This window comes from Phormidium pseudopriestleyi FRX01, from assembly GCF_017313335.1.
In the GTDB taxonomy this organism is placed as follows: Bacteria; Cyanobacteriota; Cyanobacteriia; order Cyanobacteriales; family Laspinemataceae; genus Laspinema; species Laspinema pseudopriestleyi.
Window position 1 is genome coordinate 1 of record NZ_JAFLQW010000479.1, and the last position, 16,380, is coordinate 16,380.

13 protein-coding genes are annotated in these 16,380 nt (G+C 47.9%); 5 read left to right on the plus strand and 8 right to left on the minus strand.

Translation table 11 applies throughout. The features are described 5' to 3' along the window. Positions 1 to 364: 364 nt before the first annotated feature. The 4 genes from lepA (at position 365) to J0895_RS18300 (ending at position 4,946) form a co-directional block, all read left to right on the plus strand. Positions 365 to 2,176, plus strand: a complete 1,812-nt coding sequence (gene lepA / locus J0895_RS18285) for a translation elongation factor 4 (RefSeq protein ID WP_207089439.1) — start codon at positions 365 to 367, stop codon at positions 2,174 to 2,176. Between the two features lie 166 nt (positions 2,177 to 2,342). Further along, positions 2,343 to 3,275 carry a UDP-glucuronic acid decarboxylase family protein gene (locus tag J0895_RS18290; RefSeq protein ID WP_207089440.1) on the plus strand — a complete coding sequence of 311 codons (933 nt, stop codon included), beginning with the start codon at positions 2,343 to 2,345 and terminating at the stop codon, positions 3,273 to 3,275. A gap of 22 nt (positions 3,276 to 3,297) precedes the next feature. Next, a complete protein-coding gene (locus J0895_RS18295; protein ID WP_207089441.1) occupies positions 3,298 to 3,438 on the plus strand; it encodes a hypothetical protein in 141 nt (46 codons plus the stop codon). Positions 3,439 to 3,566: 128 nt separating this feature from the next. Further along, positions 3,567 to 4,946: a UDP-glucose dehydrogenase family protein gene (locus J0895_RS18300; protein ID WP_207089442.1), complete on the plus strand. Its 1,380-nt coding sequence runs from the start codon at positions 3,567 to 3,569 to the stop codon at positions 4,944 to 4,946. A gap of 90 nt (positions 4,947 to 5,036) precedes the next feature. Here the strand turns inward: J0895_RS18300 and chrA are convergent, their stop codons facing one another. From chrA to J0895_RS18335, 7 genes are all read right to left on the minus strand, one after another. Continuing rightward, positions 5,037 to 6,230 (minus strand): chromate efflux transporter, encoded by a 1,194-nt coding sequence (chrA, locus tag J0895_RS18305; protein ID WP_207089443.1) that lies wholly within the window; start codon positions 6,228 to 6,230, stop codon positions 5,037 to 5,039. 118 nt (positions 6,231 to 6,348) lie between these two features. Next, positions 6,349 to 8,454 carry a pentapeptide repeat-containing protein gene (locus J0895_RS18310; protein WP_242541399.1) on the minus strand — a complete coding sequence of 702 codons (2,106 nt, stop codon included), beginning with the start codon at positions 8,452 to 8,454 and terminating at the stop codon, positions 6,349 to 6,351. A gap of 242 nt (positions 8,455 to 8,696) precedes the next feature. Continuing rightward, entirely contained in the window at positions 8,697 to 9,704 is a 1,008-nt protein-coding gene (locus J0895_RS18315; RefSeq protein WP_207089445.1) for a zinc-dependent alcohol dehydrogenase family protein, read from the minus strand. 158 nt (positions 9,705 to 9,862) lie between these two features. Continuing rightward, positions 9,863 to 10,573 carry an ROK family protein gene (locus J0895_RS18320; RefSeq protein ID WP_207089446.1) on the minus strand — a complete coding sequence of 237 codons (711 nt, stop codon included), beginning with the start codon at positions 10,571 to 10,573 and terminating at the stop codon, positions 9,863 to 9,865. A 333-nt stretch (positions 10,574 to 10,906) separates the two neighbouring features. Beyond that, on the minus strand, positions 10,907 to 12,181 hold the full coding sequence (locus tag J0895_RS18325; RefSeq protein ID WP_207089447.1) for a dihydrolipoamide acetyltransferase family protein: 1,275 nt from the start codon (positions 12,179 to 12,181) through the stop codon (positions 10,907 to 10,909). A gap of 495 nt (positions 12,182 to 12,676) precedes the next feature. Further along, a complete protein-coding gene (locus J0895_RS18330; protein ID WP_207089448.1) occupies positions 12,677 to 13,126 on the minus strand; it encodes a YlqD family protein in 450 nt (149 codons plus the stop codon). Between the two features lie 85 nt (positions 13,127 to 13,211). Then, on the minus strand, positions 13,212 to 15,218 hold the full coding sequence (locus J0895_RS18335) for an AMP-dependent synthetase/ligase (protein WP_207089449.1): 2,007 nt from the start codon (positions 15,216 to 15,218) through the stop codon (positions 13,212 to 13,214). 468 nt (positions 15,219 to 15,686) lie between these two features. Between J0895_RS18335 and J0895_RS18340 the strand changes: the two genes are divergently transcribed. After that, positions 15,687 to 16,130: an aspartyl protease family protein gene (locus J0895_RS18340; protein WP_207089450.1), complete on the plus strand. Its 444-nt coding sequence runs from the start codon at positions 15,687 to 15,689 to the stop codon at positions 16,128 to 16,130. 3 nt (positions 16,131 to 16,133) lie between these two features. Here J0895_RS18340 and J0895_RS18345 read toward each other — a convergent pair. Continuing rightward, positions 16,134 to 16,380 (minus strand): hypothetical protein (locus J0895_RS18345; protein WP_207089451.1); only part of this gene is annotated, 247 nt, incomplete at its 5' end.

The window sequence follows — 16,380 nt, forward strand, 5'->3', positions numbered from 1 at the left end:
ATAGGCTGGCGGATCAAGGCAGTAGTGACTTACTGTGCCGGAATTTCACCGAAGACGTGAATGCAATAATCACGCAGATGATTATTCTTACTCGCTTTTACTATTTTAACACGGTCGGCTCATATCCCCACGGATAAATCAGGGGGCTTTACGCCGATTCTCGGTAAATGCGATCGGACGATCGCCAATGGGTTCACTGCTCAGAGTGGGACCGTCTGGACCCGAAAAGTCTTAAAATGTGTTAAGAAATAGGGTGAGGGCAAGGGAATCGCCGGGGTCTGAGTGACCGGGGGTGACGACTCTTGTTAAAACCATCTTGCCCATTGCATCCTCCGCCTATCGCGCCGATAACTGACAAAAGCGTATGACCGACGTTCCTGTATCTCGCATTCGTAACTTTTCAATCATTGCTCATATCGACCACGGAAAATCCACCTTGGCCGACCGTCTCCTCCAGGTGACCGGCACAGTGGAAAAACGGGCCATGAAGCAACAGTTCCTCGATAATATGGAACTGGAACGGGAGCGCGGCATTACGATCAAGCTGCAAGCGGCCCGGATGAACTATCGGGCAAAAGATGGGGAAAAATATGTCCTCAATTTAATCGATACCCCGGGTCATGTGGATTTTTCCTACGAAGTCTCCCGATCGCTGGCCGCTTGTGAAGGGGCGCTGTTGGTGGTGGATGCCTCCCAAGGAGTCGAGGCCCAAACCCTGGCGAATCTTTACCTGGCCCTGGAATATGATTTAGCAATTATTCCAGTGTTGAATAAAATTGACCTACCCGGAGCAGAACCGGAACGGGTTAAAAATGAAATTGAACAAATCATTGGTCTGGATTGCTCCAATGCCATTCTCGCTTCAGCGAAAGAGGGGATCGGAATTGATGAGATTTTGGAGGCGATCGTTAATCGGATCCCCGCGCCCCAAGATACCGTGGATGCTCCCCTGCGAGCGTTGATTTTTGATAGTTATTACGATGCCTATCGCGGGGCGATCGCCTATTTTCGGGTGATGGATGGGACCCTCAAAAAAGGCGATCGGGTCCGACTCATGGTCGCCGGGAAGGAATACCATGCCGATGAAATTGGCATCCTCTGCCCTACCCAACAACCCCTGGATGAACTGCACGCCGGGGAAGTGGGCTATCTCGCCGCTGCCATCAAAACCGTCGAAGATGCCCGGGTTGGCGATACCATCACCTTGGCGCAAAACCCGGCAGAAACCCCCCTACCGGGCTACACCGAAGCCAATCCAATGGTCTTCTGTGGCCTATTCCCCACGGATGCCGACCAATTCGAGGACCTGCGCGAAGCCCTGCAACGCCTCAAGCTCAACGATGCATCCCTCTCTTATGAACCGGAAACCTCCAGCGCGATGGGGTTTGGTTTCCGCTGCGGATTCCTGGGATTGCTGCACATGGAAATCGTCCAGGAACGCCTAGAACGGGAGTATGACCTGGATTTAATCACCACTGCCCCCTCGGTGGTTTATCTGGTGACCAAAATCAATGGGGAAAAGGTTTACGTTGATAATCCCAGTCTATTACCCGGTCCCCAAGAACGGGAAAAAATTGAGGAGCCTTATGTGCGGGTGGAGATGATTACCCCGGAAACCTACGTGGGGGCTTTGATGGAACTCTGTCAGACTCGGCGTGGGGAGTTTACGGATATGAAGTACCTGACCCCGGAACGGACCACGTTGGTGTATGAGTTGCCTTTGGCGGAGGTGGTGACGGACTTTTTTGACCAGATGAAGTCGCGATCGCGCGGGTATGCCAGCATGGAATATCATGTGATTGGCTACCGGGAGAATCCGTTGGTGCGGATGGATATTCTGATTAAAAATGACCTCGTGGATGCTCTGGCGATGATTGTCCATCGGGACAAAGCCTATGTCATGGGTCGCGCCTTGGTAGAAAAACTCAAGGAGTTGATCCCCCGCCATCAATTTAAGGTCCCACTCCAGGCATCGATTGGGTCTCGGGTGATTGCCAGCGAAAATATTCCCGCCCTGCGAAAGGATGTGTTAGCCAAATGTTATGGCGGGGACATCTCCCGGAAGAAGAAACTGCTGAAAAAGCAAGCCAAGGGTAAGAAACGCCTCAAGGCGATCGGGACCGTCGATGTCCCCCAGGAAGCATTTATGGCGGTCCTCAAGCTCGATCGCACTTAAAACTGGGAGTTTTAAGGGTTTTATAAAAAAACGTAAAGTTTTAATTAACTTTGCTTCAAAAGCGCCCTTTTAGGCGCTTTTTTTGTTATTTTAGAAAAGAAATTAACGGAATGCCAAGTTTTGAGCCAATGGCTCTGTCCTTTCTAACTCTAAGTAGCTTAAAAGTATGAGAATATTGGTTACGGGGGGTGCCGGTTTTATCGGTTCCCATCTTATTGATCGGTTAATGGAACAAGGACATGATGTCTTATGCCTGGATAACTTTTTTACCGGCGATAAGCGCAATATCAGTAAATGGTTCGGGAATCCCTATTTTGAACTGATTCGCCACGATGTGACAGAACCGATTCGGTTAGAAGTTGAACAAATTTATCATTTAGCTTGTCCGGCATCGCCGGTTCACTATCAGTACAACCCGGTAAAAACCATTAAAACCAGCGTCATTGGCACGATGAATATGTTGGGACTCGCCAAGCGAGTTAAAGCAAGACTTTTAATGGCTTCTACCTCGGAAGTCTATGGGGACCCAGATGTGCATCCTCAAACCGAAGACTATCGGGGGAATGTCAATACCATCGGAATTCGGAGTTGTTACGACGAAGGAAAACGAGTGGCAGAAACCCTCTGTTTTGATTACCATCGTCAAAATAATGTAGATATTCGGGTGGCTCGAATTTTTAATACGTTCGGGTCCAGAATGTTAGAAAATGATGGACGAGTGGTCAGCAATTTTGTCGTGCAAGCCTTGCGGGGGATTCCATTAACTGTCTATGGCGATGGTTCCCAAACTCGGAGTTTCTGCTATGTTTCTGACTTAGTAGAAGGGTTAATGCGCTTGATGAATGGCGAACATATCGGTCCTATAAATTTGGGAAATCCGGATGAATACACGATTTTACAACTGGCTGAAAAAATCCAGAAAATGGTGAATCCGGATGCGGATATTCAATTTAAGCCCCTTCCTCAAGATGATCCGCGCCAACGCCAACCGGATATCACCCTGGCGAAGACTTGGTTGGGATGGGAGCCAAAAATTCATGTGGATGAAGGATTAAAAATGACCATAGAAGATTTTCGCGATCGCCTGATATCTAAGTAACCGAACGGGGTAATCCCTCCTGATGAGAATCATCTCGCTAGGGAGTGGAGATATTCCCCAAAATGGGATAGAGTATAATCGCGATTACGTTAGGGTGCAGCATACAAAAAATGAACAGGATGAAGGAGCCGGGAAGCCAAAATCAGCGATCGCCTACAATTGAAAGTTAGGATGAAATCAACGGGGGACAAAATTAGAGATTCCCTAGCATTTCTCCCCCCATCCAGTTCAAAAGATTTTCCCCCTTTTTCATGGGATAGACTTCTATAAAGAGAGCAGGAGATACCTTATATGCGCGTTTGTGTTATTGGTACCGGATACGTTGGCTTAGTGACCGGAGCTTGTTTAGCATACACAGGTCATCATGTGATTTGTGTGGACAATAACGAAGAAAAAGTCAAATTAATGAAATCCGGACGGTCCCCAATTTATGAACCGGGACTCTCCGAAATCATGCAGGAGTCCTCGGAAGCCGGACGCTTAGAATTCACCACCGACTTACAATATGGCGTCTCCCACGGTGAGATTTTATTCATTGCTGTGGGTACCCCTCCCCTCCCCACCGGAGAAAGTGATACCCGCTATGTAGAAGCCGTAGCGCGAGGCATCGGTGCTCATCTGGATAAAGGGTATAAAGTCATCGTCAATAAATCTACAGTTCCCATCGGTTCCGGTGACTGGGTAAGGATGATTGTCCTCGATGGGGTTACCGAACGTCATCAAAATGAAGGCAGTAAGGACGAAACTGCTAAACAACTCGGTGTGGAATTTGATGTGGTCAGTAATCCCGAATTCCTGCGGGAAGGGTCAGCGGTTTATGACACCTTTAATCCCGATCGCATCGTTCTCGGCAGCAACAACGAACGCGCACTCAAAATGATGGAAAAACTCTATGAAACCATCATCCAGCGCAAGTTTGCAGAAGATGCTTCCTTGCCACCAGTTCCCGTGGTTTTGACTGACATCAGTTCGGCAGAAATGATTAAATATGCCGCCAATGCGTTCCTAGCGACTAAAATTAGCTTTATCAACGAAATCGCCAACGTTTGCGATCGCGTCGGTGCCGATGTAGTTCAAGTCGCTAAAGGCATGGGTCTCGACTCCCGAATTGGCACTAAATTCCTGCAAGCGGGTATCGGTTGGGGGGGTTCCTGTTTCCCCAAAGATGTGTCGGCAATGGTGCATACTGCTGATGACTATGGCTATGATGCTCAGTTACTCAAAGCGGCGATCGAAGTGAACAAACGTCAGCGTCAGATTGCCATTGAAAAATTGCAACATGAACTGAAAATTCTCAAAGGTAAAACGATTGGATTGTTAGGATTAACCTTCAAACCCGATACCGACGATATGCGCGATGCACCGGCGTTGAATTTAATTGAACAACTCAACCGTCTCGGTGCGAAAGTGAAAGCCTATGACCCAATTGTTTCTCAAACTGGGATTGGTCAGGGATTGAGTGGGGTATTGGTAGAAACTGACCCAGAACGATTGGCCGATGGTTGCGATGCTTTAGTTCTGGTCACGGATTGGCAGCAATTCCTAAGTTTAAATTATGAGAAAATGGCGAAATTGATGAACCATGCCGTCATGATTGATGGTCGCAATTTCCTCAATCGTGAACAACTGCAAAAAGCTGGATTCCGCTATGTGGGAATTGGACGGTCTTAACGCTTAGTATCAACGGATAACCGGCGGGGGTGAAAACTCCCGCCTAAACGTTCAAATCGGTTCAAATTGCCTACAAATCGGATGGGAATGTTAACCCAGAATATGGACCAGCCAACCGGCGATCGCACCCCCGAAGACTAACCAAGCAGCATTGATCCGCCAAACTAAGGCAAAAATAGCGGCGATCGCCGCAATCAAAGCCGCTATCCAATCAATCCCTAACAGCGCAGTCCCTAGCGGTATTCCAATAAAATTAATTTGGAGAGTGCTCACCGCTAATTGAACCGTCACCACCGCCATGAGTGCCACTGCACTAACATTAATCGCATCTAAAAACGCTGAAGTCCATTTACTCGATCTCAAGCGCGGAATCCAGGGATTGAGAATTAACACAAACAGAAACGATGGCAAGGTAATCCCCAAAGTCGAGACAATCGCACCGGGAAATCCGCCAATTACATAGCCGATAAAAGTTGCCGTGGTCAGCAAAGGACCCGGAGTGACTTGACCCATTGCCACCGCATCTAATAACTGTTGCTGAGTCAACCAGCCAAATTCATCGACTACTTGACCTTGTAAAAAGGCAATTAAGACATAACCACTGCCATATAAAACGCTACCTACTTTCAGAAAAAATAACCCCAATTTCCACAAAGGAACGGGTTCTGAATTGACCAATTGAACCGGAGATACAAGACTGGGAGTTTGGGATAAAAACAACCCAAAAAGCCATGCGTTTAAAGTCGATTGATGACGTAAATTCAGCCAAACGGCACCGAAGAGTCCGCCTAACAATAAGGCGACTACTTCATTCACGCCGAACCAGACTGCAATCGCCGTGGCGATCGCAATCATCAACAGTTCCCGAGACTTCACCGCCTTTTTCCCCAAGCGCCACAAGGCGGTAAAAATCACCGCTAAAACCGCCGGTTTGATGCCATATAACAAAGGATAAACCTGGGGTAATTCTCCAAATTGGACATATCCCCATCCCAAAGCTACGGTCATTAAAACAGCAGGGACAACAAAACAAGTTCCGGCGACAATTAATCCTAACCCACCGGCATAGATATAGCCAATATGAATCGCCATTTCTGTCGAATTGGGTCCGGGGATTAAGTTAGTGGCACCTACAAGATCCAGAAATTGTTCTTTGGTTAACCATTGCCGCCGACGGACGACTTCATCCTCCATCATGGCAATATGTGCCGCTGGACCTCCAAATCCAATGATGCCGAGTTTGAGGAAGACTTTTACGAGTTCTGATAGGTGAGAGAGGTTCATTTGTTAACCACTGATTTTAGGGATTTTTAACCACTGATTTTAGGGATTTTTAACCACTGATTTTAGGGATTTTTAACCACTGATTTCACGGATTTTCACGGAAGAGATGGGGGAAAGATTATTTTAGATAAATTAGGAGGTTTAATCCGGGGATGGTTCGGGAGAGGGTCCAGAGGAGGAGGCTGAGATAGAGGAGGCCGAGGGTCCATTGATACCAGACTAAACTGGAGATGATGCTGGGGAGATGTTCGTCTCGCAGGCGGATGTCATTGAAGCCAAATTTTAGCAGGTTATTGAGGCTGAAATCGTAATAATTCAGCCAGTTCCATCGGCGGTTCCAGAGGAGGGGGAGATAGCGTTCTCTCATGGCGGGAAAGCGGGGAATGATGGGTAAGCGTCCGATCGCCAAGCGGAGTTGGCGCATTCCAGTATCTTCTACGAAGTAGCTGGAGTCGATGAGGTTATGATAGCGGCCTTTTTTGTAGAGGATGATGATTAAAAGGGTGGGGATGGGGATAATCAGAATTCCTAAGCAGGTTAGGGTTAATAATGGTTCGCTACTGGTGCGAATAATGGCGAATACTCCGGTAGTGGCTAATCCTAGGCAAGTGGATAGCATCCAAGGGGTTTCAAAGGCGGTGGGAATGATGGGTTGGGGAAGGATGCGCCGATAGCGATCGATGAACCAAAATAAAAGACTGAAATAGGCGATCGCCACTAATCCGACACCGAAAATTAGCCAAAAGCTGGTCCCGTAGCGTGTTAGTAGTAGGAGTGCACTTAATCCTAACCAATGGCAGGCGGTTCGCAACCAACCGGGGAGAGAGAGGGGTTGACCTGCAACGGCGCGATCGCGGAGTTTGATATAACTGGCAAGGTCAATTTCTGGTAAGTTCAGGACTTCGCTAAGACTGCCAAAAATACGCTCATCTTGACTGCGGACAATGGCATCCGCCTGATTTTTTGACAATCCGAGTTTAATTAATTGTTGTTGAGAGGCGCTATTAATATTAATCCCGATTAATTGACGGAACAAATTCTCTTGGCGAAGGTGTTCTGTCAGGTATTCCATCTGATTGGCATCAGCAATTTGTTCTTGTTGGCGGAAATTTCGGACTAACTGACGCAGGAGGGTTTCATTGCCAGGAAGACTGGGGAGGGAAAGTTTTTTCCCAATTTGGCCGGGGTCGCCGGTAATTCTAGCGGATTCTGAATCAAACCGCAGTCCGGCAACATTGATAGAAGCCGAATTTGCAAAAGTTGTATCACTAAAGGCGACGCGATCGCGCAGACTCGCTTCCCGCAAATTGATAGACTGATTAAACGCAGTTTCTCGAAAACTGGCTAGATTACGGAAAGTTGTTTCGGTTAAAAACAGAGATTCAGCAAACTTGGCGCGGTCAAATAAAGCAGGATTGTCCCATTGACAGCCACTAAAATCCGCATTGCGATTCCACTGCGATCGGGTAAAGTTAGCAAGCTGTTTAAACTGGACTTGATTAAAATCTCCGGACCCCTCGAACCGAGTTGCTTTAAAACTAGCTATCCCCTGAAACAAACTTTGATTAAATTCCGTATCCTGAAAAAAGATACTTCCCTGAAATCGCACTTCTGCCACAAAATTTGCTCCGGCAAAACTGCTGAGTTTACTAAACCGAGTTTCGGACCAATCTGCTAATTTATCAAAAATTGCTCCCATTGCTTCAACTCGATTAAGGAAGAAACTATGGTTAAAATGAACTTCTCCCCGGAAATGAGTATGAACGAGTTTAATCGGTTCTTGGAAAAGGGTAATTTCCACTTGTTCGGGGGGAACTCCCAGCAGCGATCGCGAGAGTTGACTCAACCTTGCCAACCGGGTGCGATCGCGTTGCAGTTGCGATCGCTCTTGTTCTGAGAATAGGGGTAAAAATGCATCCCCATACAGCGGTGCTCTCAATCCCAACTCATTTCCATCAAAGTCTCCCTGAATGATGGAATAGGATAAATCCAAGGCGATGGGGGTCCCGGACCGATTCAGTTGATTTTGTAGCAAAGGGTAAAATCTGTCTCTAAATTCTGCATTACTCGGGGTTAAATCAATCAAAAACTCCCGCAAGTCAATAGTTCGCACTCCTTCGGAGATAATCGGGGAGTTAATCCGTTGTTGTAATTGGTCTAGGGTTAAGATTTCGAGAGTTTCTGTTTGAGGATTTAATGAGGAATTTACTGCATTAACTGGCAAACAAATTAGCGAGTTACTGATTAAAATTACAAAAATTATAAACCATAAAATTATTAGGTTCTTCATTTAATTTTAGACAATCTTAAAAATAAGGTATTAATGTTTCGGGGGTTGTAGTAGCAATTTGAATTGCCTTAGTTCGTAGTAACGCCTTCAGGCGTTATCTTAATCAAAATAAGATAATGCCTGAAGGCATTACTACGAACATAATAAGGACCACTAAAATCGTTACTACGAAAGGATTAATTGTTCATTGTTAGGACAATTTTTCCTTGCATCGACCCGGTTTCTAACAACTGATGGGCCGCTACTGCTTGTTCTAATGGGAAGGTTTTACCTACATGAATTTTGAGTTTCCCTTCATCAAATAGCCGCGCACATTTCTGTAACATTTTGGCTTGGTCTTCTTGTTCCGGTATCCGATTTTGTAACATTGGAGTCAGCATTAATTCAAAACTGATGCGTTGATTACGGAGTCGGGAAGTTTTTAAGTTGCCATGTTCGGGATTCGGTTCTAAAATTGTGACTACATCCCCATATAGGCGCACCGCTTCAGCAGTTTCAAAGAAGGTTTTGTCACCGACGGTATCAAATCCGATGTCTGCACCTTCTCCATTGGTCCAGTTCATGATGGTCTCGATGACATTTTCTTGTTTATACAGAATGACTAAATCAGCCCCCAATTGGCGGACAAATTCGGCTTTTTCTGGGGTGCTGACGGTGGTGGCGACTTCGGCACCTTTGAGTTTAGCGAGTTGGATGGCGACATGACCCACTCCCCCTGCACCGGCCTGAATTAGCACTTTTTGACCCGGTTGTAAGCGTGCGCGGTCGTAGAGTGCTTCCCAGGCGGTAATCAGGACCAGGGGTGCTGCTGCCGCTTCTACAAAGCTGAGAGAGGTGGGTTTTTTGGCGACAAATCGTTCGTCGATCGCAATATATTCGGCATAGTTGCCGTGAGGTCCACCCAATCCGCCATTAGAAAAATATACTTCGTCTCCTACGTTGAGGGTTTGGACCCCAGAGGCGATCGCCTCGACGACTCCCGCGCCATCACATCCGAGAATATCCGGGGTGAGATCCGGCTGAAAGGTTCCCCGTTGGCGGATTTTAGTATCGATGGGATTAACTCCGGCAGCATGAAGGCGGACTAAAATATCCCGATCGCCTTCTAATTGCGGACCCGGAATATCCTGCACTTTCAAAGTATCCGCTGCTGCGCCTAATCCTGTCATCACAACTGCTTTCATGGTCGTTTCCTCAAGGGTTTGTTTTATTGAATGATTAACACTTGGTCTGGACTAGAGTGTAACCGGAGTAGGGTAAGATGAAGATGACTTACCCTACTGACCTTCGACTCACTTGACCTAAATCTAGGGAGAGGCGATCGCCTGATCCTGGATTCACGTTACGGGTCGCGCCACAAGGCAATTCCCCCTAACAACCCACTGATATTAGGAACAATGGTGACATTGGAGGGTAAATCGAAGGTGATTTTTTTAGCTTCACCGCCGCCAATGTAGAGGCGATCGTAATTAAACAAATGTTCTAAATAGGCGATCGCTTTTTGTAAGCGGCGATTCCAGCGTTTATCCCCAATTTTATCCAACGCCGCACGTCCCAATTGTTCCTCGTAGGTTTGACCTTTGCGGAAGGGATGATGTCCGAGTTCCAAATTTGGCACCAGTGATCCATTCACAAATAAGGCACTGCCAAACCCAGTCCCGAGGGTAATCGTGAGTTCGACTCCGGTTCCAGAAATTGCACCTAAACCTTGGATATCCGCATCATTGCAAACCCGAACAGGTTTTTCCAAGACAGTTGTCAGCGCTTCGGCGAGATTAAACTCCACCCAATCCGGGTCTAGGTTCACGGCAGTATAGATGATTCCATTACGAACCACCCCAGGAAAGCCGACAGAAACCCGAGCAAACTCACCTTCTTCTTTCGCTAAAGAGGCGATCGCCTCAATCACAGGTTCCGGTTTAGCAGGACTCGGAGTCGGAACGCGGTTACGTTTTGTTACCGCTTCTCCTGCTTCATCTAAAATAATGGTCTTTGTGCCACTACCGCCAATATCAACCGCTAGAGTTTTTCTGGATTCCACTTGATTCACCATTGCACTATAGGATGAGGAATGAAGGATGAAGGATGAATCCAGTGTCAGTATCCCCCTTCATCCTTCCGATTACAGGATACTGTGCGTCAATCTACTGAAGAGACCCCTCCCCCGGCCCTCCCCTAAGAGGAGAGGGAGGTAAGCGGAATGAATGTCTTCTCTGAGAGGGAAGTATAAGAAACCCCGCTCTTTACTAGCCGCAAAGTATAAATATTCCGGTTTTTATGCGCGGAAAAGTATAGAATTTAAGCAAGAAGCATCTGTCTTTCCGGCTCCCCCTTCCCTCGCAGGGAAGGGGGTTGGGGGGTTAGGTCTCTTCCCCAACCCCCTTCATTACATTGTGAGAGACTGGGTGTCCGTTTCAATCAGCTTGGCTAAATCTTGCAGGAATGCCGCTGCATCCGCACCATAGATAATCCGGTGGTCACAGGTAATATTCACCCGCATTTGTCGCCGGACCCCCATCATCCCATCATCCGTGGCAACGACTTGATTTTTCGCCCCACCAATAGCGAGAATCGAACCCTGACCCGGAGGCAGGATGGCATCAAAGCTATCCACCCCATACATTCCCAAATTCGACAGGGTAAAGGTGCCGCTATTATACTCCGTCGGTTGCAATTGTTTGACTCGGGCGCGTTCCACCAAATCTTTCCAAGTGCGAGACAGAGAGTAAATATCCATTTGGTCCGCATTTTGCAGAACCGGAGTAATTAAACCGCCATCTCCCATTGCGACTGCCACAGCAATATTGATATTGGCATGGTGTTGGATGCCTCCCTCGACATAGCTGGCATTCACTAACGGATGTTTCTGTAAGGTGAGGGCCACTGCTTTTGCCAGCAGGGCAGTCATCGTCACCCCTTTGGACTTAATCTGTTTGTAGAGTTTGTCTAACTTATCCGTTGTAATCGTATAACCAACATGGAAAATCGGCACTTGCAACGCCGCTACCATATTCCGGACCACGGCATTTTGCAGGGTGTTTAACGGGACCACATCGCCGGAGGCGACGGGGGCCGCAGGGACTGCCTGGGTGGGAATTCTGGGGGGTGCTGCTACCGTCGGTTGCGGTGGGGTGGCAGTCGGTGCGGGGGCCTTACCTGCTGCTGCTTCGACATCTTCCGCCACAATCCGACCAAAAGGACCACTACCGGAGAGGGTTGCCAAATCAACTTTGTATTCCTTGGCTAATTTTTTGGCCCGAGGAGAGGCAACCGTGCGGCCATTTTGACGACTGGTGGTCGATCCCGCCGCAGCCATTGCCGGTTCCGGTGCAGGGGATGGGGTAGACTGAGCAGGGGCGGCAGGTTGAGCCGATTTATTGCTGAGTTTCGCCCCTTGCTGCTTCGCCTGTTCGATTTCGGCTTCCGTTTCGGCTAACAAAGCGATCGGCGCACCGACGGGGGCCGCTTCCCCAGCTTGTACGAGGATCGTAGCGAGATAGCCTTCATAGAAGGACTCTACGTCCATGTCTGCTTTGTCAGACTCCACCACCACCACCGTTTCGCCCTTCTCCACTTTGTCCCCCGCCGCTTTTTCCCAAGAGACAATTTTGCCTTCGGTCATCGTGGAACTCAGAGCAGGCATGAACACTTCGTTAATCATAGGTAGCTTCTTTTCGACGCTCAAAACTAAAATAAAGCAAGTTTTTATTCTACCTTGATCCGTCCCCGGAGGAAATCTCCCCTGATTTGAAGCCTAGAGGATAAAGCATCAACTTTATTTCCATCCTCCCCATCCTCCCCATCCTCCCTCACTTACAAGAGTAGGGTTTTTACCCATAAGAACACCTCCGGTCCCCGGACCTTGGCAAGGGGAGGGTTAGGGTGGGGTCCTCTGGACGTGGCGATCGCCACGTCACGCACTCACAGTCGGCGATCGCGCCTGTTATATGAAGCCGGGTGCCAACCTCTTTCTTCGTGACGTGGCTTTTCCATGTCCGGAGGACCCTCCACCCACTAATTCTTCCGGATGTGGCTTTGCCATGTCCGGAGGACCCCACCCTAACCCTCCCCTTGCCAAGGTCCGGGGACCGGAGGTGATTTTATACGTGAAAAACCTATTCTTGTAAGATCCTCCCCCTCTCCTCGACCCTGGCGACTACAAATCGCCGCGAATTTCCTCAACGACGCCATCGCGCAAGACGATTTCTACCTGCATTTTTTTGATTAAATCATCGCCGCGTTCCAAATAGAAAAAACTATCTATTTGTCCACTTGCGACTTCTTCTCCCATTTCAAAAGTCTGGACTTGTTGCAGATTTTGGAGAATTTGATTTTTCTGATCCAGCATTTCTCTTTGTCGTTGATTGGCCTGCATTTTAACAGACTCCATTTGTTGCTGGATTTGCGGACCGGGGGGTTGAATGCTCTGCTTTTGCATCTCAGAAATCATCTGCTGGGCTTGCATTTCAAGCTGCTGGAGTTGGGTATCAATTTGATTGATTTGTCCTTGCAGTTGCTGTTGTACTTCTTCTTTCCAGCGAGGAGTCACAATTGCTTTGATAATGGTATTGCGCTTCAACAGTAATTTCGAGTTAGAGACATCCATATTAGGTGACCTAGATAAAGGTTTAATTGGGAAATTGGCCTAGAATTGGCCCCGTTATGCTATCATGCTACGGGGCTAATGTGGATTAGACGAACATTTTGTCAATGCGATCGCCGTACCGTTCCGTAATCACGGGGCGTTTAATTTTCAGGGTTTGGGTGAGCATTCCATTTTCTATCGTAAAGGGTTCACTCAACAGGGAGAAGGGTCCGATGCGGTCATCGGGACGATATCCTAGACGGTTTTTTACCCCCCGATTTAACTCTTGGCGGAACAGATTGTCAATTGCGGGACTAGCAAGGTCGATTTCTGTGGTTCCGGATGCTGGGGGAGGATTGCCTGGGGAGAGGTTCTCCGGTAGAGGCAGGGACAGGTTTTGGGATTCGGCCCATTTTTGTAGAGCTTCAAAATTCGGCACAATCAAGGCCCCGAGGCACTTTTGGTCTTGCCCGACGAGCATCATTTGGTCAATATAAGGACTGCGGATACAGGCATCCTCAATCGGTTGGGGTTCGATATTTTCGCCATTGGTTAAGACAATGGTATCTTTGGCGCGACCCGTTAGGACTAAATCATTGCCGGGAGTCAACCACCCCAAATCCCCGGTATCAAACCATCCCTCGGGGTTGATCGCCTTGCTTGTCGCTTCGGGATTTTGGTAGTATCCCTGCATAATTTGAGGACCCCGCGCCAAGACTAAACCCCGTTCCCCGGTTTTCAGGGGTTCGCGGGTTTCCGGGTGGACGATTCGCAGTTCGGTGTAGGGAATCGGACGACCCGCCGAACCCCGTAAATTCTTCCAAAACCGCCGCGCTGTGAGGACTGGGGAGGTTTCGGTTAACCCATACCCAACGAGCACATCAATGCCAATAATTTCAAAGAAATTTTCGATATGCATGGCAAGGGAACCGCCGCCACTAATCACATATTTGAGTTGACCCCCGGTTGCTTGACGGACTTTATCATACACTAGGCGATCGCCCAAGGTATGTAGGGGCCACAGCAGCGCCCGTTTAATGGCCGCCAGGAGTTTTTCACTCCCAGAAGCGGGTTCGAGTTGCAACTGCAATCCATGCAAAATTCGACCCGCTTCAATATAGCTTTGAGAGAACCCAAAGAAGGTTTTTACAAGTTTTTGGCGATTGGCGGGTTGTTCTCGAAATTGCTTTTGTACCCCTTCATAAATCGATTCCCAAAGTCTAGGAACACCAAAAGTATATTTGGGGTGATATTCTTTTAAATCAGCTTTGAGATAGCGAATATTGGTGTAAAACTGACTGCAACCTCGGGAGAGTAAGAAATATTGACCCATGCGCCCAAAACTGTGCCAGGTGGGGAGAATGGTAATGACGCGATCGCCCGGTGTCGGTTGCATAAGGGTTGGCAGGTTCCCAATTTGATGCAATAGGTTACCGTGAGTCAGCATCACCCCTTTGGGTTTACCTGTAGTCCCGGAGGTGTAAATTAAGGTTGCCAGAGTCTCCCGGGTGAGGGCGACAGGTTGGAAGGCAGCACTGGCCCCTTTTGCCATCACCTGTTGAAAGGATAAAATTTGTACCGGCAGGGTATCATCCGTGGGCAAGGATTCATCGGAGAGATAAATTATCCACTGGATTGGTAAGTCATCGAGTTGAGGGCGGAGTTTTTTGAGTAAGGCCAAATTTTCCACCACCAGACCGATACTGCCGCTATTTTGGAGAATAAACAGCAGTTCCTCGCGATCGGCATCAGCACCGCGCACCACATCCGCTGCACCTGCACTCAGCAGTCCTTGGTCCGCAATCATCCAGCGGGGACTATCGTTAGAAAAGAGGGCGACTCGGGGGGGTAGATTTTCGGCGATCGCCGGTAATCCCAAGGATTGTATCCCAGCGGCAAACTGCTGAATTTGCTCGCATAATTGACCAAAGGTCAATTCAACCACGGGTTTAGCATGAGGGTCACATAACGCCAGGGTATTCCCAAACTGCGATCGGGCCAGGGGCCACACTTCCGGCATCGATTGAATCGCCGTATAATCTGGGGGAAGTTGTAAATACCCACGTTCGCGATCGCTGATCTGGGTATCGGTTGAATAAGCAATCTGACTCATCGCTATTAACCTCTAAGAATAAAGATGTCTCTACGAGTTTAGTATCTCTGAGTTCGTTTGATCAGGGATAGGTTCAGGGGGACAGTTTGCCAACTGGAACACCTCATAAATTGAAACAGTGGTGGGAACAGTGGGGCGCTTTTACAGAATCAGACTAAAAATCCCCGAAACCGGGTTTTTGCCCGAATTTAATGCAACTTACCAAAGACTCTGTAAAAAACCCGGTTTCTAACCCCCACCATCCAACTCCAAGCTACCAGAAACCGGGTTTTTGCCCAAATTTAACGCAAGTTATCAAAAACTTGGATAAAAAACCCGGTTTCTCACCCCTGCTGTACCGCAATAAGAGATTTCGATACAATAAAAATTAGCAAATATCTCTAAAACTTTTCGTCTTAGTATGAAGACCATGATTTTCAAGCTATACTCAATCAAGAAATTACTCCAACTGTTTAGGGTTAGGCCCAAATGTCCGAAGCGAATCAAAAGAACAGGGGAAAAGTTTTTACCACTCTAACAATCATCAATCGCGCCGACCAAATTCGAGCCGAAGATGGGGTAATTACCCCAGATGAAATTCGGTCCATTACTCTGTCCAATGTCCTAGTAGATACCGGGGCAACGACTTTATGTTTACCCCCAGAGGCCATTGCCAAATTGGGACTAAAACTCCTCAAAGAAGTAGACGTAGCTACCGCAACAGACATTCGCAAATCCCGAATTTTTCAAGATGCCACCCTATCGATGTTTGACCGAGAAGGAACCTTTGACTGCTTGGAGTTACCCGGAGGAAGAGACGCGCTTTTAGGCGTAATTCCTTTAGAATCTTTAGGATTAGAAATAGACTTGAAAAATCAAGCCCTGAAGCCCTTGCCGATTAGTCCCACTGAAACCTATTTAACTATTTTGTAGCAGCTATAGCATCCCTAAATGATTTATAACATCTGTCTTCTCCCCTCTCCCGTTCTGGGCCGCCGTCGGTTGGGGGCCGCCGACGTCTTCCACAACTGATAAAGGATTGCTATATAGCATTCCTAAATGATTTATAACATCTGTCTTCTCCCCTCTCCCGTTCTGGGCCGCCTTATGTTGGGGGCCGCCGACGTCTTCCACAACTGATAAAGGATTGCTATATAACAGGCGGGGATTCAAAAACCCCCGC

What these genes read in the sequence shown, in the direction of transcription:
- lepA (WP_207089439.1), top strand. Translation starts at nt 365, where the DNA reads ATGACCGACGTTCCTGTATCTCGCATTCGTAACTTTTCAATCATTGCT.
- J0895_RS18290 (WP_207089440.1), top strand. Translation starts at nt 2,343, where the DNA reads ATGAGAATATTGGTTACGGGGGGTGCCGGTTTTATCGGTTCCCATCTT.
- J0895_RS18295 (WP_207089441.1), top strand. Translation starts at nt 3,298, where the DNA reads ATGAGAATCATCTCGCTAGGGAGTGGAGATATTCCCCAAAATGGGATA.
- J0895_RS18300 (WP_207089442.1), top strand. Translation starts at nt 3,567, where the DNA reads ATGCGCGTTTGTGTTATTGGTACCGGATACGTTGGCTTAGTGACCGGA.
- chrA (WP_207089443.1), bottom strand. Translation starts at nt 6,230, where the DNA reads ATGAACCTCTCTCACCTATCAGAACTCGTAAAAGTCTTCCTCAAACTC.
- J0895_RS18315 (WP_207089445.1), bottom strand. Translation starts at nt 9,704, where the DNA reads ATGAAAGCAGTTGTGATGACAGGATTAGGCGCAGCAGCGGATACTTTG.
- J0895_RS18320 (WP_207089446.1), bottom strand. Translation starts at nt 10,573, where the DNA reads ATGGTGAATCAAGTGGAATCCAGAAAAACTCTAGCGGTTGATATTGGC.
- J0895_RS18325 (WP_207089447.1), bottom strand. Translation starts at nt 12,181, where the DNA reads ATGATTAACGAAGTGTTCATGCCTGCTCTGAGTTCCACGATGACCGAA.
- J0895_RS18330 (WP_207089448.1), bottom strand. Translation starts at nt 13,126, where the DNA reads ATGGATGTCTCTAACTCGAAATTACTGTTGAAGCGCAATACCATTATC.
- J0895_RS18335 (WP_207089449.1), bottom strand. Translation starts at nt 15,218, where the DNA reads ATGAGTCAGATTGCTTATTCAACCGATACCCAGATCAGCGATCGCGAA.
- J0895_RS18340 (WP_207089450.1), top strand. Translation starts at nt 15,687, where the DNA reads ATGTCCGAAGCGAATCAAAAGAACAGGGGAAAAGTTTTTACCACTCTA.